Source organism: Nocardia sp. CA-128927 (assembly GCF_050955855.1).
Classification (GTDB): domain Bacteria; phylum Actinomycetota; class Actinomycetes; order Mycobacteriales; family Mycobacteriaceae; genus Nocardia.
In genome coordinates, this window is record NZ_CP192087.1 from 777,526 (window position 1) to 795,894 (window position 18,369).

The window sequence follows — 18,369 nt, forward strand, 5'->3', positions numbered from 1 at the left end:
GCCGTCCCCTTGTCGGTCACTGCTGGCGCTGCCCGACCGTGAAGTCGTGGCCCCACAGGCTCACGGCGGTGGATTCGCGGGCAATCCAATCATTGTCGTCGACTTCGAGTCCCTCGCAGCCGAATTCGACGTCGAAGCCGCCCGGCGTCTTCATGTAGAAGGAGAGCATCTTGTCGTTGACGTGCCTGCCGAGGGTCGCCGACATGCGAACTTTCTTGCGCAGCGCGCGATCCAGGCACAGCCCGACGTCGTCGGCCTCTTCGACCTCGAGCATCAGGTGCACGATGCCGCTCGACGTCGGCATGGGCAGGAACGCCAGCGAGTGGTGCCGCGGGTTGCAGCCGAAGAAGCGCAGCCAGGCGGGCTCACCGTCGGCCGGGCGCCCGACCATCTGCGGCGGCAACCGCATCGAGTCGCGCAGCCGGAAGCCGAGTACGTCCCGGTAGAACTCCAGCGCGGCCTGATCGTCCTTGGTGCTGAGCACCACGTGGCCGAGCCCCTGCTCCTCGGTGACGAACCGGTGCCCGTACGGGCTCACTACGCGCCGATGTTCCAGTGCCGCACCGTGAAACGCCTCCAGGGTGTTCCCGGAGGGATCGTCGAAACGGATCAGCTCGTGCACCCGCCGATCGGCCAGTTCCGCCGCGGTGCCCTCTTTGTAAGGCACGCCCGCGGTTTCGAGCCGAGTCCGAATGTCCTGCAGCTCTGCGGCATTGGCGGTTTCCCATCCCGAGATCTGCAGTTCGTCCTTCTCGCCGGGCACGATCACCAGCCGAGCCGGGAACTCATCCATCCGCAGGTACAGCGCGTCCGGATTCCCGCCCTTGCCTTCGATCATGCCGAGCACCTTGAGCCCGTACTCGCGCCAGGCGGCCATATCGGTCGCCTCGATGCGCAGGTAGGCCAGTGACCGTATCCCCATCACTTCTCCTTGGAACCGGCGAGGAAGTCGATTGTCAGCCGGTTGAATTCGTGGAACTTCTCCAACTGTGCCCAGTGTCCACAGCCGCCGAAGACGTGCAACTGCGCGCGCGGAATCAGCTTGGTCGCGACCAGCGCGCCGTCGAGCGGATTCACCCGGTCCTCACGACCCCAGATCAGCAGCACCGGCTGACGCAACTTGTAAGCGTCGCGCCAGAGCATGCCCTTCTCGAAATCCGCACTGGCGAAAGACTTCCCCATCGCACGGGCGGCAGCCAGCGATTCCGGCGTGCTCGCCGCGGCGAAGCGCTCATCGATCAGCTCTTCGGTGATCAGCGACTGATCGAAGACCATGATCCGCAGGAACGCCTCCAGGTTCTCCCTGGTCGGCTGGTAGCTGAACTTGCCGAGCAGCTTCACGCCCTCGGTCGGGTCGGGCGCGAACAGGTTGGTGCTCAACCCACCCGGGCCCATCAGCACCAGCTTCCCGGCTTGATCCGGATAGTCCAGCGCGAACCGCACGGCCGCGCCGCCGCCGAGCGAATTGCCGAGCAGGTGCACCCGCGAGGTGATCTCCAGGTGCGCGAGCAGATCGTGCAGCGCCGAGGCGCTGTGCACGAAGTACTGCGGATGCTCGGTCGGCTTGTCCGACTGCCCGTATCCGGGTTGATCCACGGCGAGCACGTGAAAGTTCTGTGCCAGCACCGGGATGTTGCGGGAGAAGTTGGACCAGGAGGACGCGCCGGGCCCGCCGCCGTGCAGCAGCACGATCGTCGGGCCGTTGCCGACGCCCGCCTCGTGGTAGTGCAGCCGCAGATCCGGCCGTACCTGGGCGAAGCGGGAGGTCGATTCGGCGGTGATTTCCACAGTAGAAGTCACAGCAGCCCCTAGACCATCGCGTCGGTGACGGGCAGCCCGAACTCGTGCTGGCCGTACATCTGGTAAGCCCGCTCGGGATCGTTCGCCGCGTGCACCCGGCCGGCGTGCGCGTCGCGCCAGAAGCGTTGCAGCGGAGTGCCATTGGCCAGCGCGGTGGCACCGGAGCTCTCGAAGAGCTTGTCGATTGCGGCGATCGAACGCCCGGTGGCGCGTACCTGGTCGCGGCGTGCCCGCACCCGCAGGTCGAAGGGAACCTCCTTGCCCGCCAACAACAGTGTGTACTCGTCGGCGACATTGCCGGACAGCTGCCGCCAGGCCGCGTCGATATCGCTCGACGCCTCCGCGATGCGCACTTTGGCGAACGGATCGTCCTTCGCCTTCTCGCCCGCGTAGGCCGCGCGAATCCGCTTGCCCTGGTGCTCGACGTGAGCGTCGTACGCGCCGTAGGCCATGCCGACGATGGGGGTGGCGATGGTCGTGGGATGGATGGTGCCCCACGGCATCTTGTACACCGGGTCGGTGTTCTGGGCCAGGCCGGGCGATTTCTGCTCGCTCATCTTGCGGAAGCTGAGGAAGCGGTGCGTCGGGACGAAAACGTCCTTCACCACAACGGTATTGGAGCCGGTGCCGCGCAGCCCGACGACGTTCCAGACGTCATCGATCTGATAGTCGTCGCGCGGGATGAGGAAGCTGCCGAAGTCGACCGGCTTGCCGTCCTTGATCACCGGACCGCCGAGCACCGCCCAGGTGGCGTGATCGGAACCCGACGACCAGGCCCACGAGCCGTTGACGAGGTAGCCGCCCTCGGTCACCACGCCCGCACCCATCGGCGCGTACGACGAGGAGATCCGCACCTCGGTGTCCTCGCCCCAGACGTCTTCCTGCGCCTGCTGGTCGAACAGCGCCAGGTGCCAATTGTGTACGCCGACAATGCCTGCCACCCAGCCGGTGGATCCGCACGCGCTGGCCAGCTTGCGCACCGTGTCGTAGAAGACCACCGGGTCGGCCGCGTGACCGCCCCACTGCTTGGGCTGCAGCAGCCGGAAGAACCCGGTCTCCTGCAACGCCTTCATTGATTCGTCGGGGATGCGCCGCAGGTCCTCGGCCTCCTGCGCGCGCTCGCGCAGGGTCGGCAACAGCGCGTCGACCCGTTCGGTCACTTCTTGCGTCATCTCGGGACCTGCTCCTGCCTGGTCAATTGGATAACCGGTACTCATTTGCCTCTGAGACTAGAACAGGTTCCTATTTCTGTCGAGAACGGGTGTCGATGACGGGCCGTAAGTGGACATGTGCAGGAAGTGACGGGAATCGCTGGCGTGGAGCGCCGCATTTTTGTAACGTGTTCTAGTACAGAAGGAGGAGGATTCGCGATGGCAGTTACCCCACAGGGGAGCGGTGCGAAGGAAAGGGGGACGGCAGGAGGCGCAGCCGACGGGGTGGGTAAGCCCAGGGAGCTCGATGTCGGTACCGTGCCCACCCGCTATGCGAGGGGATGGCATTGCCTCGGTCTGGCCAAGTCGTTCCGCGACGGCAAGCCGCACGCGGTGAATGTGTTCGGCACCAAACTCGTGATCTGGGCCGACAGCAGCGATGAGCTGCGGGTGCTCGATGCCTACTGCAGGCATATGGGTGGCGATCTGAGCATGGGCGAGGTCAAGGGTGACGACATCGCCTGCCCGTTCCACGACTGGCGCTGGTCCGGCACGAACGGCAAGTGCACCGCGATTCCGTATGGGAAGCGCGTGCCACCGCTGGCGCGCACCCGGAAGTGGACCACGCTGGAGCGCAACGGTCAGCTGTTCGTCTGGCATGACGTCGAGGGCAGCCAGCCGCCGCCCGAGGTGACCATCCCGCATATCAAGGGCCCTTACACCGATGCGGACGGCAACCCGGTCGAGCAACTCGACAGCGGCTGGACCGACTGGACCTGGAATTCCATGCTGATCGAGGGCGCGAACTGCCGCGAGATCATCGACAACGTCGTCGACATGGCGCACTTCTTCTACATCCACTTCGCCTTCCCGACCTTCTTCAAGAACATCTTCGAGGGGCACATCGCCACTCAGTACTTGAACACCAAGGGCAGGCCGGACATCGGGATGGCCTCCAAGTACGGCGGCGACACCACGCTGACCTCGGAGGCCTCGTACTTCGGGCCGTCCTACATGATCAATCCGCTGGTCAACCTGTACACCGGGTACGAGGTCAAGAGCGTGCTGATCAACTGCCACTACCCGGTGAGCCAGGACTCCTTCGTGCTGCAGTGGGGCATCACGCTGGAGAAGCCGCAGGGCGTCGAGGGCGAGATGGCCGACAAGCTGGCCGCGAAGATGACCGAGGGCATCAGCGTCGGCTTCCTGCAGGATGTCGAGATCTGGAAGCACAAGTCCAAGGTCGAGAATCCGCTGCTGTGCGAGGAGGACGGCCCGGTCTACCAGCTGCGTCGCTGGTACGACCAGTTCTATGTCGATCTCGCCGACGTCACCGAGAAGATGACCCAGCGTTTCGAGTTCGAGGTGGACACCACCAAGGCCAACGAGGTGTGGGAGGCCGAGGTCGCGGAGAACCTGCGCCGCAAGCGCGAGGCCGACGAGGCCGCGGCCAATCAGGCGGAGGCCGGGGTCTGATGGCCACCTGGGCGAAAGCACCCGACTTCGCCGACCAACCGGCGCGGCAGGCCGAAGTGCGCGCCCAGACGGTGGTCGACAAGCAGCACTATCTGGAACAGGGCCTGACACCGTTGCGGTGTCAGGCCTGCCAGAGCCAGGTGATGGTGCGCAAGAGCAGTTCGCATCAGACCTCGGTGCAGTGGACCGAGCCGCCGCAGACGCACTGCCCGGTCTTCGCGGAGCTCAGCAGGAACGGGCACGGCCTCGGTCGTCCCGACTCCTGTCCGCAGTTGGAGAAGACCATCAAGTGGGCCGTGGACGAGGGTGTGGTCGAGGTGCCTGAGTAGGCGATACGACAACTTCGGTGCCAGCCTTATAGGCAGTTCGCCAAGGCTGTAACTGACCGTTTTCCCATGTCGCGGGCGCTGCTCTATTGTCCGGAACGGAACTGTTCCGGAGATTGGGGCGCGCAATGGCCACGCAGACGGCGGGATTCGCCGAACTCACGGCACGGCTGACGGTGCCGTTGATCGCGGCGCCGATGTTCCAGGTCTCCGGGCCGGAGCTGGTGATCGCGGCCTGTCGAGCGGGTGTGGTCGGTGCGTTCCCCACGGTGAATGCCCGTACGACAGAACAACTCTCGCAGTGGTTGTCGGAGATCGACGCCGCGCTGACGTCGGGCACTGGCCCGCGTCCCGCGCCGGTCGCGGCGAATCTGATTGTGCACCCGGGGAATGCGCGGCTGCTGCCGGATCTGCAGGTGCTGCGGGAGCAGCCGACGGAGATCGTGATCACCTCGGTCGGCACGCCGCGCGATGTGGTCGAGCCGCTGCACGAGGTGGGTTCGCTGGTCCTCGCGGATGTGGCGTCGGTGCATCATGCGGTGCGTGCGGTGGAGTGCGGGGCCGACGGACTGATCTTGCTGACCGCCGGCGCGGGCGGGCAGACGGGATGGGCGAATCCCTTCGCGTTCGTCCGCGCCGTTCGCGAATTCTTCGATGGGCCGGTGGTTTTGGCCGGTGGCGTCTCCGACGGCGTCGCCTTGCGGGCGGCGATCACCCTCGGCGCGGACCTGGCCTACATGGGCACCAAGTTCCTCGCCACGGCCGAGAGCATGGCCTCGCCCGCGCACAAGGACCTGGTGGCCGCGTCCAGCCTCGACGATGTGGTGTTGACCTCTGCCTTCACCGGCCTGCCGACCAACATGCTGGCGGGCTCGATGCAGGCGCTCGGCATCGATGTCGCCGCCTTACGAGCCGGAACCTTCGACACCGCAGCGCATTTCGCCGACTCTGCCGCTCCGAAGAACTGGTCGGAGATCTGGAGCGCGGGCCACGCCGCGTCCGGCGTCACCGAGGTGCTCGGCGTCGCCGAACTCGTCGACCGGACGCGGCGTGAATACGCGGGAGCGTAGAGCTCAGTCCATTTGGAAGTCGGCGAAGTCGAAACCTGGCGAGACGAAGCAGCTGACCAGCACGTACTCGTCGCCCGCGGGTCGAGCGGCTTGACTGACCCCGCCCGGTATCACGGCCTGTAGCACCTGACCGTGCTCGACATCGGGGCCGAGGATGATCTCCTCGCCGCCGATGTTCAGCACCAGTGGGCCGCCGCGATGCCAGAGCCACAGCTCGTCCGAGCGGACCGTATGCGGCGCGGACTGCTCGCCGGGCAGTAGCAGAAAGTAGATCGCGGTCGCGCTGGACCGCGCGCCGTCGTAACCCTCCGGCTTGAATTCCACAGCGCTGCGCCAGGTTTCGCGGAACCAGCCACCCTCCGGGTGTGGTGCGAGGTCGAGGGCTGCGGCGAGTTCGGGTCGGTTGTCGGTCATCATTCGACTATGCCTGATGTGCGGACGGTGGTGCCGTACGTCCCGGTGAAAAACCAGATGACCGGAGCTGAACTGTCGCGCTACCTTTGCTGAACACCATGGTGGGTGTAGCTCAGTTGGTTAGAGCGCCTGGTTGTGATCCAGGAGGTCGCGGGTTCAAATCCGGTCACTCACCCGAAAGAGGCGCCGGACCGGCGCCTTTCCGGACCGCGAGGTCAGCGCTCCGCGATGCGCCAGGTGATGCCGAACGGTGCCAGCGTGTCGAGGAAGTCGGTCGCGTCGAAAGCCTCGGCCGGTGCCAGCGCACCCGGCTTCGTGGCGCCATCCGCCAGCCGGACGGCGACCTCCACCGCCATCAGTGCCGAATCGCGGTAGGAGTGCACGCCGCTCACGACGCCGCGGACCGTGCGGCCGTCCACGCCGAACGCATCGACGACCAGGTCGTAGCGCAGGTCCGCGCTCGGTGCGTCGGGCAGCGAGTCGATGACGTCGGCGGTGAAGCCGCTCAACGTGTCGAGGATCGAAGTGGCAAGCACGCCTTCGACATAGGAGACGTCCGAGTGGCGCGGGATCGTAAGTACCGGCGGCTGTGGGAATTTCGCGACCGCGGTCGAGGCGGTGTCGCCGGGGAAGGTCATAGAGGAGTGCCGAGCCGTTGCGCCGGTGTGGAATTCGCCGTCGGCGTAGTTCCAGCCGCCGCTGCGGAACCAGTCCAGGCTGGCCAGTTCCGTCTTCGCGCTGCCCTTGGAACCGTTGCCGCCGCTCTTGCTCAGATGGCTGACCACGACCTCGGCCGGACCGGCGACCCGACGGGTCGTCAAGTAACCGAGCAGGTCGCCGGGCAGATTGCTGTCGGTGACGCCGGAGATCAGGGTGACCCCGGCCGCTTCGGCCCGCGGACCGAACTCGTCGAACACCTGCTTCAGGAACAGCTGCTCGCCGGACATGTCGGTGTAGTGCGCCCCGGCCTCGATCGCTGCTGCCAGCACGGCCGGACCGTGTGTCACGTACGCGGGCAGGCTGCTGATCACCACGTCGACGCCGAGGAACGCGGTCACCAGTGCGTCGTGGTCGGCGAGATCGGCCACCCGGACTTCAGCATTCGGGAGGTCGGCGGCCTCGGCGGCGGCGCGGATGCGGGCTGCGTTGCGGCCCACCAGGATCGGGGTCAGACCGCGACGGCGCAATTCGGTGAGGAGGTAACCACCGGTGATGCCAGTGGCGCCGTAGATGGCGATGGTCTTGGTGGATTCGGTGGCGCTCGTCAATGTCATGGCTCAAACCTATGACCGCTGTGTGAGTTAACCAATGGCTGTATTGCTCGCTGGTATATCTCAAAAACTCACTGTGGAGCGCTATGGTGAACGGGTGGACATTCTCAGCGAAACCATTGCCGCCATCCGCACGGGCAGCCCGACCTCCGGGATGTTCATCCGGCACGCCCCGTGGGGACGCAGCTACCCCGTGGTGCCCGGCGCCGGTTTCCATGTCGTGCTGCAGGGCTCCTGCTGGTTGGTGCCGCCGGGCGGCGTGCCGATGGCGCTCGGCGTCGGCGATGTCGTGTTCATGCCGCGCGGCGCCGACCACGACCTAGTCGACAGCCTCGACAGTCCGGTGACCGAGCTGGCGCGGCCGGGGGAACCGAGGGAGCTCACCGGACCCGGGGTGCGCACCGCATTGCTGTGCGGCGCATACGAACTCGGCAGGCAGCGCACCCATCCGCTGCTCGATGAGCTGCCGGAATTCATCCACCTTCCGGCTCGTCCTGGTCGTCATCCTGCATTGCGCGGCGCGGTCGACCTGCTCGCCGCTGAAATCGCCGAACCGCGACCGGGTAGCGATGCCGCTGTTCCGGCGATACTCGAAACGCTGTTGCTCTTCATTCTGCGCGCCTGGCTAGATGAACAGGCCAACGCTCAATCCGCTGGCTGGGCAGGCGCTTTCGCCGATCCGGCGGTCGCCGCCGCGCTGCGGGCCGTGCACGAGGAGCCTGCCCGCTCCTGGACCGTTCCGGATCTCAGCGACGTCGCGGGCGTCTCCCGGGCCACCCTCGCGCGACGATTCACCGCGACCGTCGGCGAGCCGCCGCTGGCCTACGTCACCCGGTGGCGCATGCTCACCGCCGCCCGTCTCCTCCGCGACACCGACGGCCCGCTCGGCACGGTGGCCCGAAAGGTCGGCTACACCTCCGAATTCGCCTTCGCCAAGGCGTTCAAGCGCGAATATGGTGTCGCCCCAGGGCAATACCGGCGTGCCGAGGACAAGCCTCCGCTCGTCGCGGTCTGAGGCCGCCGCACGCCTTCTGATTTCCCGCACCGGAAATCGCATGCGATTCTCGGTGCCAGAAATCAGGAGATGTGCGGCTGTAGGTGGGTAAGGGCAGCGATCAGGGATGTGTACACAGTTGCGTGTACACTCTAGGTATGAGTGAGATCAGCACCCGCGAACTACGCACCAACCTGGCGAAATACATCGACGCCGCCGAGGCTGGGGAGCAAGTGATCATTCTCCGCGACGGCACTCCTGCTGCCGCGTTGGTACCCCTGTCCGTGGTGGAAGCGGTCGACGACGCCGAAGACGAAATGTTGGCCCGTGAGGCCACCGCCCGCCTCGCCGCCGGTGAGAAGGCCTACAGCATGGCCGAAGTGCTCGCGGACATTTTCGAGGCGCGTAAGTGAAGTACACGTTTCAGTTCCTCGAGTCGGCCCGGCCTGAACTGCGAGACCTGGAACAACGAGATGCGATGCGCATCCTCACCGCGTTCACTGTCCTTGGCGACGATCCGTACGCCGAGGGGCTTGCCGTCCGAAAGTTGGTGAACGTGGACGCCTATCGCCTGCGGGTCGGCCGCTTCCGGGTCGTCTACCAAGTGCAGGACGATGTGTTGGTGATCCTGGTCGTGAAGGTCGGGTGGCGTCGGGACGTGTACCGCGATCTCTGACCAGCATTGAAGCAGCCCACAGTCGATAGTGACTGTGGGCTGCCTTTTTACCCGTGTGCCGAAGAGCTGGCGGACGGCTCGAGCGGCTATCGCTGAAAGCCTCAGGTGAACGGTGTCTTCGGACGTTCCTGAAGTTCACCGTCGAGGTAGGTGTCGACCTTCTCGTTGTAGAAGCACACCAGCCCCGCGACCTTCTGGCTCTCCGGCAGCGGCGTGCGGTAGCCCCACACGTAGTCCTTGTACTCGTTGTCGCCGACCCGAACAGTCCAATAGTCGGCGGTGCCCTTGTACGGGCAGCTGGTGTGGGTGTCCGACGGGTGCAGCAGGTCCATCCGGACGTCGGTCATCGGGAGGTAATACCTTGCGGGCAGGCCGGTTTCGAAGAGGATGCGCGGGGAGTGCGAATCCGCGACGGTGACGCCGTCGATCTCGACGCGCACGTGCCGGGAGCTGCCGAGGATGTCCACTCGGGTGTAGGGGCTACGGGGGTGGACGTAGACCGGCTCGTCTTCCTCGAACCACTCGTCCATCTTGTCCCACTCGAGCCGCACCAGATCGTTGAGTTCGGTCAGCGGTGAATCGTGGTAGCGCAGTGCGGCAGCGGCTGCGGTCGTGCCGTCGACGACCACGTCGTACTCCGTCGCGTCACCGCGGCTGGGGGAGTGGTGGGATTTGCCGGTCGGCTCGAGTTTTGCTTGCAGATCCGCGGCCGGGACGTAGTAGGCCGGATAGTGCGGACCCTCCCACACCAGCACCGGCTGGGTCGTATCGGCCACTACCCGGCCACCGAGAAATACCCGAACTCGCTTCTGGCTGGTTTCGATCTTTACCCGGCCTCGCTGCGTATCGCCCATGACATCCGACGGTACTCCCGAGCAGCGTCGCGAGCAGGTATCGCAGACAGCGCAGCTGCCTGAACCCCCGTGCGGGTCCAGGCAGCTGTTGATCGGCTCAGTCGCCGACGGTGATCGCTTCCGCCTCGGCGACGCTGTGCGGCGCCGAGGCGTGGTCGTCGATGTGCGCGAGTGCCGCGCGCCCGGCCAGCAGGACGAGCACCGCGCCCGCGGTGCAGGCGGCGCCGACCCAGAACGGCAGCGCGATGCTGTGCTCGCCGAGCTTGCCCGCGAGGTACGGCGCGGCCGCGCCGCCGGCGAAGCGGACGAAGCTGTAGGCCGCCGACGCGGTCGACCGCTCGACCGGCGCGGAGATCATCACGGCCTCGGTGATCAGGGTGTTGTTCACCCCGAGGAACAGTCCGGCCAGCACGGTGCCGATGATCAGCACCGGCTTGTGCTCGGCGAAGGCCGCCATCACCGCGAGGTCCGCGGCGAACAGCGCGATCGACAGACCCATCATCGGCAGCGAACCGAACCGCCGCTGCAACCGCGGCGCCAGGAACACCGACGAGAGCGCGAGCAGGATGCCCCAGCCGCAGAAGATGAAGCCGATCGCGTAGGTGCCCATGTCCAGCGGGAACGGGGTGTAGGCGAGCAGGGTGAAGAAGCCGAAGTTGTAGAGCAGGGCGGTGAGGCTGACGGTCAGCAGGCCGCGGTGCCGCAGCGCGAGGAACGGGGCGGCGATCGAGGTGTGATGCGTCGGCTTCGGGCCCTCAGGCAGCAGCACGACGATGCTGACCAAGGCCACGGCCATCAGTACCGAGACGCCGAAAAACGGTCCACGCCAGCTGATTCCGCCGAGCACGCCGCCGAGCAGCGGTCCGGTGGCGATGCCGATGCCGAGCGCGGCCTCGTAGAGGATGATCGCGCGGGCGACGCCGCCGCTGGCCGCGCCGACGATGGTGGCCAGCGCGGTGGCGATGAACAGGGCGTTGCCGAGGCCCCAGCCCGCGCGGAATCCGACGATCTGAGTGACGGTGTCGGACAACCCCGCCAGCGCCGCGAACACGATGATGATGGCCAGACCGGCCACCAGGGTCTTCTTCGCACCGAACCGGCTGGACACCACGCCCGTGATCAACATGGCCACGCCCGTCACCAGCATGTAGCTGGTGAACAGCAGCGATACTTGCGACGGCGAGGCGTGCAGTTGTTCGCCGATCGGTTTCAGAATCGGGTCTACCAGCCCGATTCCCATGAAGGCGATCACGCTCGCGAACGCGACAGCCCACACGGCTTTCGGTTGGCGGTTGGTCGAGGTGGTTTCCGCGCCGACGGCGCGATCAGGAGCCAAGGTGCTCATCAAGTCCCTCTATATCGGATGGTGCTGCGGCGTAGCCGTTTTCAGGGCCTCCAGCAGTTCGTTCAGATCGGTGTCCATGCGGGCCAGGCGTTCGATGTCGAAGCCGTCCAGTCGCGTGGTGAGCGCGGCGGCGAAGGCCTGCCGTGCCTGGGTGAGCCGGTTGCGTCCGGCCGGGGTGAGTTCGACGACGACGGCTCGGGAATCGGCCGAGTCCTTGCGTCGGGTCGCGAAGCCATCCGCGACCAGCCTGCCGATCAGCGTCGTTGCTGCCGGCTGGGAACAACGGTCGATCCTGGCGAACTCACTGACCCGCACGGCGCCGTGTTCGTCGAGCACCGCAAGTGCCCGCAACACCGCCCGCGGCAGGTCGTCGCCGCTGATCACCCCGGCCAGCCGAGTGAGCCTGCCCGCGGTTACGAGTAGATCGACGACAATGTCATCCGCTGTGTTCACCTGAGCCTGCTCCACCCAGATATTATTACATAAGCTAACTATATATGTCTCGTGAACTCGATCACGGACACGCCAAAGCCCCGGCCGCAAAGCGTACCGGGGCTGTGAACTGGGCTTTCAGGAGTTAGGGTAGCAATGCGAACGTCTGCACGTGGGCGGGGCGAACCACGCTGAAGTGCTTGCGGTCGAGCGTCGCGACCCTGTCGGTCTCGAATTGTTCGGCGACGGCTATGACGGATGCATCGACCGACCCCAGAGGGAAGTCGGCATATCGACGCACTAACTCGGCGATCCGGTCGACGTCCGGTTTCGTGAACGAGACCAGTTCGAAGACATCCTCCTCGACTCTGTCGAGAAAGGCGGCCTCCACATCGGGACGTTCCTCCAGCAGCCAGCAGACCTCGATCATTACCGACGTGGGCAGCAAGAGTCGGCCCCGCAGGGTTGCGAAGAACTGGGCGCATTCGGCGTGCCGGTTGTCACTGCGGTCCATCAGGGCTACCAGCGGACCGGTGTCCAGCACGGTGGTGGTTACTGCCATTCGTCGCGCCGCTGACGCAGGCGTTCGCGGATGTAGTCATCGTGGCGCTCGGCGGTGTCGGTCCTGCCGGAATCCCAGATGCCGGTGAGTGACCGCAAGCCCTCGGTCACGCCTCGATCTTCGGCGTCGTCCTGCGCCGGAGCTGTTGTGGACAACTCGGGATCCTCCGACACGAGCAGGCGAAGATGCCGCGCCTGAGCCGGAGTCAGCCGGTCTACCAGGTGGTGTAGCTCCTCGTAGTCGTGTGCGGAGGTCATAGCCGTCAGTTTAGGGACTGTCGCGTCCGACTTGCTAGGCCAGGTCATCCTCTATATCGATGCTCATGACCGTGAGAAGTACGAGGTGCGCTCTATGCCGGTGTGGCCACCGGTCGGCGCGGTGTGCCGAAGAGTTGGGCGTCGCCGTGGGCGCGTTTGAAGAAGAGGTGGGCGTCGTGTTCCCAGGTGATGGCTATGCCGCCGTGTAGTTGGACGGTTTCGGCGACGATGGTGGTCAGGGCGGTGGAGCAGTGGCGGCGGGCTACCCAGACGTCTTCGGCGGCGGTGGGGCTGGCTTCGGCTACCGCGAGGGTGGCGGCGGCGGCGGCGGACTTGGCTGACTCGAGTAGGACGTACATGTCGGCCATGCGGTGTTTGAGGGCTTGGAAGCTGCCGATGGGGCGGCCGAATTGGACTCGGGACTTGGTGTAGTCGACGGTCATCTGGAGGCAGTGGTCTGCGGCGCCTACCTGTTCGGCGGCTACCGCGGCCCAGGCGATTTCGCGTAGGCGGGTGATGGCGGGGGTGGGATCGGCGGTGCCGAGGGGGTGGGCTTCGGCTGTGGTGAAGGTGATTTCGGTCAGTTTGCGAGTCGGGTCCATGGTGGGGACGACGCGGCGGGTGACCCCGGAGGTGGTGGGGTCGACCTCGAAGAAGCCGGTGGGGGTGAGCACGATCAAGGTGTCGGCGGTGTGGCCGTCGAGCACGTAATGGGCGGTGCCGGTGAGGGTTCCGTCCGATTCGCGGACTCCTGGCTCGTCCCAACCAGTTTCGCTCGCCCAGCACACGGCGAGGGTGCGGGTGCCCTCGGCGACTTCGGGGAGTAGGCGGGCGCAGGCCTCTGCGTCGGCCGACAGCAGCAGGGCTTGGGTGCCGAGGACGGCGGAGCCGAGCATCGGGACACCGGCGAGGGTGTGGCCGAGTTCGCCTACCACCAGCAGGGATTCGACCAGGCTCGCGCCGACCCCGCCGTATTCCTCGGGAATGGCCAGCGCGGCCACCCCGATCTGCTCGCACAGCCGCTGCCACAGCGCCGGGTCGTAGCCGAGTTCGGTGTCCATTGCCGCACGCACCGCGGCGGATCCGGCGTGCTTGGTGAGCAGTGCGCGCACCGATGCGGTGAACTCCTGGTGTTCGGTGCTGGTCATGCCGTCCCTCGTAGTTGCCGCTCCGCTTCGTCGCGGAGGAAATCGGCGATCCGTGCGCGGTGCAGATCTGGTGTGCCCCAGGCGGAACGGAGCGCGGTGACCTTGGTCAGCCACAGCGACAGGTCGTATTCGGCGGTGTAGCCGATCGCGCCGTGCACTTGCAGCGCCGCCCTGGCCGCCCGGTATGCCGCGTCACCGCAGGCGATCACTGCGGCCGAAACGTCGCGGCTGCGCGTCGATTCGCCCATGGTGAGTGCGGCGCGGTAGAGCAGCGGCTCGGCCAGGTCCAGCCCGATCAGCACATCGGCGAGCTTCTGCTTGACGGCCTGGAATTCGCCGATCGGCTTGCCGAACTGCTTGCGCTGCTTGGCATATCCGGTGGTGGAGTCCAGCAGTGCGCGCCCGGCGCCGAGCAACTGCGCCGCGCAGGCCAGCGCGCCGGTGTCGAACCCGGTGGCAATGGCGTCGGCAACGTCCTCGGCGACCGACTCGTCGGCCGCGACGGCGAAGAGGCGGCGCGCCGGATCGATCGACCGCACCAGTCCGGTCCGATGCGCGGTGTGCAGCTGCCCGCCATCGGCGATCAGCACCACCTCGGCGCTATCGGCGTCCAATGCCACGCCACTGTGGTCCGGCGCCGCGAAAGCGATGGTGCCCATCTCGGCACCCTCGGCGAAGCCGGGCAGCCAGCGTGCGGCCAGGCTCTGGTCCGGAAGTGCTTGCAGCAGCGCGGGTATCGCGGCCGCCGTCTCCACCAGTGGACCGGGCGCGGCAGCGCGACCGAGCTCGACGAACGCGACCACGAGATCGATCGGTTCGGCACCGACGCCACCGTGCTCGTCGTCGATGGCCAGACCGAGCACACCCGCACCAGCCAGCTGACGGATCAGGCCGCGCCCCAGGCGCGGATCGCCGGTCGCCCAGCCGCGCACCGCGGCGGGCGTGCGTCCCGCGTCGAGCAGCTTGCGCACGCTGGTGCCGAAGTCGAGTTGTTCGGGACTGAGCGCGAATCTCATCGGCTGCTCCCTCTCGGTAGTCCGAGCAGCCGCTCGGCGATGATGTTGCGCTGAATCTCGTTGGTGCCCGCGTAGATCGGTCCGGACAGCGAGAACAGGTAGCCGTCGGTCCACGGTCCGGAGCGTTCGGCGGTCGCGCCGAGCACCTCCAGTGCGGTCTCGTGCATGGCGATGTCGAGCTCGGACCAGAACACCTTGGTGATCGAGGATTCCGCGCCGAGCTTGCCGCCTTCGTTCAGCCGGGTGACCGTGCCGAAGGTGTGCAGCCGGTATGCCTCGCTGCCGATCCAGGCGTCCACCACGGCATCTCGCTGCGCGGTGTTGGCCTCGTCGCCGGTATCGAGCCACAGATCGATCAACCGTTGGGCCGTCGCACTGAACCGCCCCGGGCTGCGCAGCGACAGGCCGCGCTCATTGCTCGACGTGCTCATCGCCACGCGCCAGCCCTCGCCGGGCGCACCGATCACGTCGCGATCGGGCACGAACACCTCGTCGAGGAAGATCTCCGCGAAGCCGGGTTCGCCGTCCAGCTGCGGGATCGGGCGCACCGAAACACCATCCGCCGACAGCGGGAACATCACATAGGTCAGCCCTTTGTGCCGCTCCGCCTCGGGATCGCTGCGGAACAGCCCGAAGGCCCAGTCCGCATAGGCCGCTCGCGAACTCCACGTCTTCTGCCCGCTGAGCAGCCAGCCGCCATTGGTGCGTCGCGCGGTCGAGCGGATGCCCGCGAGATCGCTGCCCGCCTCCGGCTCCGACCACGCCTGGGCCCAGATGTCCTCACCGCGCGCCATCCGCGGCATGATCCGGTCCAGCTGCTCGGGCGTGCCGTGCTCGAAAAGCGTTGGTGCCAGCAGGAAGATGCCGTTCTGGCTCACCCGCCCCGGCGCGCCCGCAGCGTAGTACTCCTGCTCGAACAGCACCCATTCCAGCAGCGAGGCATCACGGCCGCCGTACTCCTCGGGCCAGGCGACGACAGAGAGACGAGCATCGGCGAGGGTGCTTTCCCAGGCGCGATGCGCCTCGAACCCGGCCTTGGTGTCCATCGAGGGCATCGGCTGCGCAGGCTTGTTGGCGGCCAGGAACTCTCGGACCTCGGTCTGGAATTCCTGTGTCGCCTGGTCGATATCGAGATCCACTTACGACGCCCCGTTCTCGCCGGTCGAGCTCGCCTGAGCCTTCATCGTTTTGGCGTTCATACCGCCCAGCGAGTCCGCGCCGACCTCGGCATTGTGCGCGTGCGCGAAGTGATGCAGCCCGAACACCGAATCCATGCCGTTGCGCATGCCCATCTGGTCCTCGGCCTGATTCACCGCCTTCTTCGTCAGCGCGAGGCCGAATTGCGGCATGGTGCCGATCTTTTCGGCAAGCGTGAGGGTCTCGGCCTCCAGCTCGGCACGTGGCACGACCCGGTTGACCATGCCCCATTCCTTGGCCTGTGCCGCGCCGAACCGGTCCCCGGTGAACAGGAACTCCTTCGCCGCCCGCGGCCCCATCACCCACGGATGTGCGAAGTACTCGACACCCGGAATCCCCATCCGCACAACCGGATCGGAGAAGAACGCGTCATCGGAGGCGATGATCAGATCGCACACCCAGGCCAGCATCAGCCCGCCCGCGATGCAGGCGCCCTGCACCATGGCGATGGTCGGCTTGGGAATCTCCCGCCAGCGCCGGCACATGCCGAGGTACACCTCGAGCTCACGTGCGAAGCGCTGATCGCCGCCGACCTTGTCGACGTGGTCCCACCACAGCGCGGCCTTGTTCGGGTAGTGGATGTGATGATCGCGGCCCGGGGTGCCGATGTCGTGCCCCGCGCTGAAGTGTTTGCCGTTGCCCGCCAACACGATCACGCCGACCTCGGGATCCTCGACGGCCCGCTCGAAGGCGGCGTCGAGCGCGTAGGTCATCACCGAGTTCTGCGCGTTGCGGTAGTCCGGCCGGTTCAGCGTGACGATCGCCGTGCGACCACGCACCTCGTACGTGACGACGTCACCCTCGTCCGGGATCGGTTCCGACATTACGAAATCTCCTCACGTAGTTGACGCTTGAGCACTTTCCCGGCGGCGCTGTAGGGCAGCTGGTCGCGGAATTCGATGAACCGCGGCACCTTGAAGTTGGCCAGCACGGTGGTGGCGTGGGCGAGCACCTGATCCGCGGTGAGCTGCGCGCCCGCCTTGCGGACCACGAACGCCTTGCCCACCTCGCCCATTCGGTTGTCCGGCACCCCGATCACCGCGGATTCGGCGATGCCGTCCAGCCGCGCGAGGGCCTGCTCGATCTCGGCCGGATACACGTTGAACCCGCCGGAGATGTACATGTCCTTGAGTCGGTCGGTGATCTTCAGATAGCCGCGCTCGTCCACTGTGCCGACGTCACCGGTGTGCAGCCAGCCGTCGGAATCGATTGCCTCGGCGGTACTTTCGGGATCGTCGAGGTAGCCGAGCATGACGTTCGGCCCGCGCAGCAGCACCTCGCCGTTGGGCGCGAGCCGGAGTTCGAAGTCCGCGATCGGTCGTCCGCAGGTACCCGCGATGGTCTCGGCGTCGTCGTCCGCGCGGCACATGGTGCCGAATCCCGACGCCTCGGACAGCCCGTAACCGGTGATGACGACATCGAAGTCGAGCTCCGAGCGCATCCGCTCGACCAGCACCACCGGCACTGTGGCCGCCCCGGTCACGGCGACGCGCAGCGTGCCGAGGTCGAAGTCGGCGCGGTTCGGGAAGTCGAGAATCGTCTGATAGATCGTCGGCGGCCCGGGCAGCACGGTGATCTTCTCCTCGCTCACCAGCCGCATGGTGGCGGGCACGTCGAACACCGCCTGCGGGACGATCGCGGCACCGGTGACCAGGCACGCGAGAATGCCCGCCTTGTAACCGAAGTTGTGGAAGAACGGACTCACCACCAGATACCGGTCGTCGCCGTTGAGTGTCGTGCATTCCGCCCAGGCCCGCACCACCGACAGCGCCTGCCGATGCGCCACCACGGTGCCCTTGCTGCGGCCGGTGGTGCCGGAGGTGAACAGGATGTCGGCGGTGTCGTCGGGACTCACCGCCGCCGCACGTTCTTCGGCCTCGGCCAGGGTGGCTTTCTCGGCGACCCCGGCGAGCTCGGACCAGTCGAACGCGGTCTCGTCGCCGGTCGTGCTGCCCGGCTCGACCGGGATGACGACCACCGTCTCGATATCGAGTCCCGGTGCGGCCGAACGCAATTCGGCGAGCCGATCGCGACCGAGGAAGGTGCCCGCGATGAACAACGCCCGCGCGTCGACCCGGCCCAGCACATCGGCGGCCTCGTCGGCGACATAGCGGGTGTTCAACGGCACCAGCGAGGCACCGACATAGTGCGCGCCCAACGCCGCGACGACCCAGTGGTGGGTGTTGGGCGCCCACATCGCCACCCGGTCGCCCGATTGCACGCCGCGCGCGATGAGCGCCCGCGCCACCTCCTGGACCGCGGCCAGCAGCTGGGCCCAGTCCAGCCGGACCGGCCCGTCGGCCAGGGCGGGAGCGGTACCGAAGGTGTGTGCGGCATGCTGCAGCGCCAGCGGTGTCGTAAGTGCAGGGGTTGTCACGGT

General features: G+C 66.6%; 21 protein-coding genes and 1 tRNA gene. 7 read left to right on the plus strand and 15 right to left on the minus strand.

Features of this window, described 5'->3' with window-relative positions:
- Window positions 1–16 precede the first annotated feature (16 nt).
- Genes hsaC through hsaA form a run of 3 tightly spaced genes read right to left on the minus strand, consistent with a single transcriptional unit; the run spans window position 17 to window position 2,972 of the window.
- Window positions 17–922, minus strand: a complete 906-nt coding sequence (gene hsaC, locus ACQPW1_RS03810; RefSeq protein ID WP_433661393.1) for an iron-dependent extradiol dioxygenase HsaC — start codon at window positions 920–922, stop codon at window positions 17–19.
- Window positions 922–1,800, minus strand: a complete 879-nt coding sequence (gene hsaD, locus ACQPW1_RS03815) for a 4,5:9,10-diseco-3-hydroxy-5,9,17-trioxoandrosta-1(10),2-diene-4-oate hydrolase (RefSeq protein ID WP_433661394.1) — start codon at window positions 1,798–1,800, stop codon at window positions 922–924. Before hsaD ends, hsaC begins: the two co-directional genes overlap by 1 nt.
- Before the next feature lie 8 nt (window positions 1,801–1,808).
- The gene (hsaA, locus tag ACQPW1_RS03820; RefSeq protein ID WP_433661395.1) at window positions 1,809–2,972 is read right to left on the minus strand and encodes a 3-hydroxy-9,10-secoandrosta-1,3,5(10)-triene-9,17-dione monooxygenase oxygenase subunit; all 1,164 of its coding nucleotides are present in this window, start codon (window positions 2,970–2,972) and stop codon (window positions 1,809–1,811) included.
- Window positions 2,973–3,170: 198 nt separating this feature from the next.
- Between hsaA and ACQPW1_RS03825 the strand changes: the two genes are divergently transcribed.
- From ACQPW1_RS03825 to ACQPW1_RS03835, 3 genes are all read left to right on the plus strand, one after another.
- Window positions 3,171–4,427, plus strand: coding sequence for a Rieske 2Fe-2S domain-containing protein (locus tag ACQPW1_RS03825; RefSeq protein ID WP_433661396.1), 1,257 nt, complete (start codon window positions 3,171–3,173; stop codon window positions 4,425–4,427).
- Window positions 4,427–4,756, plus strand: coding sequence for a hypothetical protein (locus ACQPW1_RS03830; RefSeq protein ID WP_433661397.1), 330 nt, complete (start codon window positions 4,427–4,429; stop codon window positions 4,754–4,756). Before ACQPW1_RS03825 ends, ACQPW1_RS03830 begins: the two co-directional genes overlap by 1 nt.
- Window positions 4,757–4,881: 125 nt before the next feature.
- The gene (locus ACQPW1_RS03835; protein ID WP_433661398.1) at window positions 4,882–5,823 is read left to right on the plus strand and encodes an NAD(P)H-dependent flavin oxidoreductase; all 942 of its coding nucleotides are present in this window, start codon (window positions 4,882–4,884) and stop codon (window positions 5,821–5,823) included.
- Window positions 5,824–5,826: 3 nt separating this feature from the next.
- Here the strand turns inward: ACQPW1_RS03835 and ACQPW1_RS03840 are convergent, their stop codons facing one another.
- The gene (locus ACQPW1_RS03840; RefSeq protein WP_433661399.1) at window positions 5,827–6,240 is read right to left on the minus strand and encodes a cupin domain-containing protein; all 414 of its coding nucleotides are present in this window, start codon (window positions 6,238–6,240) and stop codon (window positions 5,827–5,829) included.
- A 98-nt stretch (window positions 6,241–6,338) separates the two neighbouring features.
- Here ACQPW1_RS03840 and ACQPW1_RS03845 point away from each other — a divergent pair.
- Window positions 6,339–6,412 (plus strand) — tRNA-His (locus tag ACQPW1_RS03845).
- Window positions 6,413–6,452: 40 nt separating this feature from the next.
- On the opposite strand, the gene ACQPW1_RS03850 is transcribed toward ACQPW1_RS03845, so the two are convergent.
- Window positions 6,453–7,511 carry a saccharopine dehydrogenase NADP-binding domain-containing protein gene (locus ACQPW1_RS03850; RefSeq protein WP_433661400.1) on the minus strand — a complete coding sequence of 353 codons (1,059 nt, stop codon included), beginning with the start codon at window positions 7,509–7,511 and terminating at the stop codon, window positions 6,453–6,455.
- A 94-nt stretch (window positions 7,512–7,605) separates the two neighbouring features.
- Between ACQPW1_RS03850 and ACQPW1_RS03855 the strand changes: the two genes are divergently transcribed.
- The 3 genes from ACQPW1_RS03855 (at window position 7,606) to ACQPW1_RS03865 (ending at window position 9,178) form a co-directional block, all read left to right on the plus strand.
- A complete protein-coding gene (locus tag ACQPW1_RS03855) occupies window positions 7,606–8,523 on the plus strand; it encodes an AraC family transcriptional regulator (RefSeq protein ID WP_433661401.1) in 918 nt (305 codons plus the stop codon).
- Between the two features lie 137 nt (window positions 8,524–8,660).
- The gene (locus ACQPW1_RS03860; RefSeq protein ID WP_433661402.1) at window positions 8,661–8,915 is read left to right on the plus strand and encodes a type II toxin-antitoxin system Phd/YefM family antitoxin; all 255 of its coding nucleotides are present in this window, start codon (window positions 8,661–8,663) and stop codon (window positions 8,913–8,915) included.
- Window positions 8,912–9,178 carry a type II toxin-antitoxin system RelE family toxin gene (locus ACQPW1_RS03865; RefSeq protein WP_433661403.1) on the plus strand — a complete coding sequence of 89 codons (267 nt, stop codon included), beginning with the start codon at window positions 8,912–8,914 and terminating at the stop codon, window positions 9,176–9,178. The genes ACQPW1_RS03860 and ACQPW1_RS03865 overlap by 4 nt, the downstream gene beginning before the upstream one ends.
- A 101-nt stretch (window positions 9,179–9,279) precedes the next feature.
- On the opposite strand, the gene ACQPW1_RS03870 is transcribed toward ACQPW1_RS03865, so the two are convergent.
- From ACQPW1_RS03870 to ACQPW1_RS03915, 10 genes are all read right to left on the minus strand, one after another.
- A complete protein-coding gene (locus tag ACQPW1_RS03870; RefSeq protein ID WP_433661404.1) occupies window positions 9,280–10,032 on the minus strand; it encodes a DUF427 domain-containing protein in 753 nt (250 codons plus the stop codon).
- Window positions 10,033–10,129: 97 nt separating this feature from the next.
- The gene (locus ACQPW1_RS03875; protein WP_433661405.1) at window positions 10,130–11,377 is read right to left on the minus strand and encodes an MFS transporter; all 1,248 of its coding nucleotides are present in this window, start codon (window positions 11,375–11,377) and stop codon (window positions 10,130–10,132) included.
- A 9-nt stretch (window positions 11,378–11,386) separates the two neighbouring features.
- Window positions 11,387–11,830 carry a MarR family winged helix-turn-helix transcriptional regulator gene (locus tag ACQPW1_RS03880; RefSeq protein WP_433661406.1) on the minus strand — a complete coding sequence of 148 codons (444 nt, stop codon included), beginning with the start codon at window positions 11,828–11,830 and terminating at the stop codon, window positions 11,387–11,389.
- A gap of 124 nt (window positions 11,831–11,954) precedes the next feature.
- Entirely contained in the window at window positions 11,955–12,371 is a 417-nt protein-coding gene (locus ACQPW1_RS03885) for a type II toxin-antitoxin system VapC family toxin (protein WP_433661407.1), read from the minus strand.
- Window positions 12,362–12,628, minus strand: coding sequence for a hypothetical protein (locus ACQPW1_RS03890; RefSeq protein WP_433661408.1), 267 nt, complete (start codon window positions 12,626–12,628; stop codon window positions 12,362–12,364). Before ACQPW1_RS03890 ends, ACQPW1_RS03885 begins: the two co-directional genes overlap by 10 nt.
- A gap of 92 nt (window positions 12,629–12,720) precedes the next feature.
- Window positions 12,721–13,776 carry an acyl-CoA dehydrogenase family protein gene (locus tag ACQPW1_RS03895; protein WP_433661409.1) on the minus strand — a complete coding sequence of 352 codons (1,056 nt, stop codon included), beginning with the start codon at window positions 13,774–13,776 and terminating at the stop codon, window positions 12,721–12,723.
- Window positions 13,773–14,792 carry an acyl-CoA dehydrogenase family protein gene (locus ACQPW1_RS03900; RefSeq protein ID WP_433661410.1) on the minus strand — a complete coding sequence of 340 codons (1,020 nt, stop codon included), beginning with the start codon at window positions 14,790–14,792 and terminating at the stop codon, window positions 13,773–13,775. The genes ACQPW1_RS03895 and ACQPW1_RS03900 overlap by 4 nt, the downstream gene beginning before the upstream one ends.
- Window positions 14,789–15,931 carry an acyl-CoA dehydrogenase family protein gene (locus ACQPW1_RS03905; RefSeq protein ID WP_433661411.1) on the minus strand — a complete coding sequence of 381 codons (1,143 nt, stop codon included), beginning with the start codon at window positions 15,929–15,931 and terminating at the stop codon, window positions 14,789–14,791. The genes ACQPW1_RS03900 and ACQPW1_RS03905 overlap by 4 nt, the downstream gene beginning before the upstream one ends.
- On the minus strand, window positions 15,932–16,813 hold the full coding sequence (locus tag ACQPW1_RS03910) for an enoyl-CoA hydratase (protein WP_433661412.1): 882 nt from the start codon (window positions 16,811–16,813) through the stop codon (window positions 15,932–15,934). It abuts the gene before it with no gap.
- Window positions 16,813–18,366, minus strand: a complete 1,554-nt coding sequence (locus tag ACQPW1_RS03915) for a FadD3 family acyl-CoA ligase (RefSeq protein WP_433661413.1) — start codon at window positions 18,364–18,366, stop codon at window positions 16,813–16,815. Before ACQPW1_RS03915 ends, ACQPW1_RS03910 begins: the two co-directional genes overlap by 1 nt.
- Window positions 18,367–18,369: the final 3 nt, after the last annotated feature.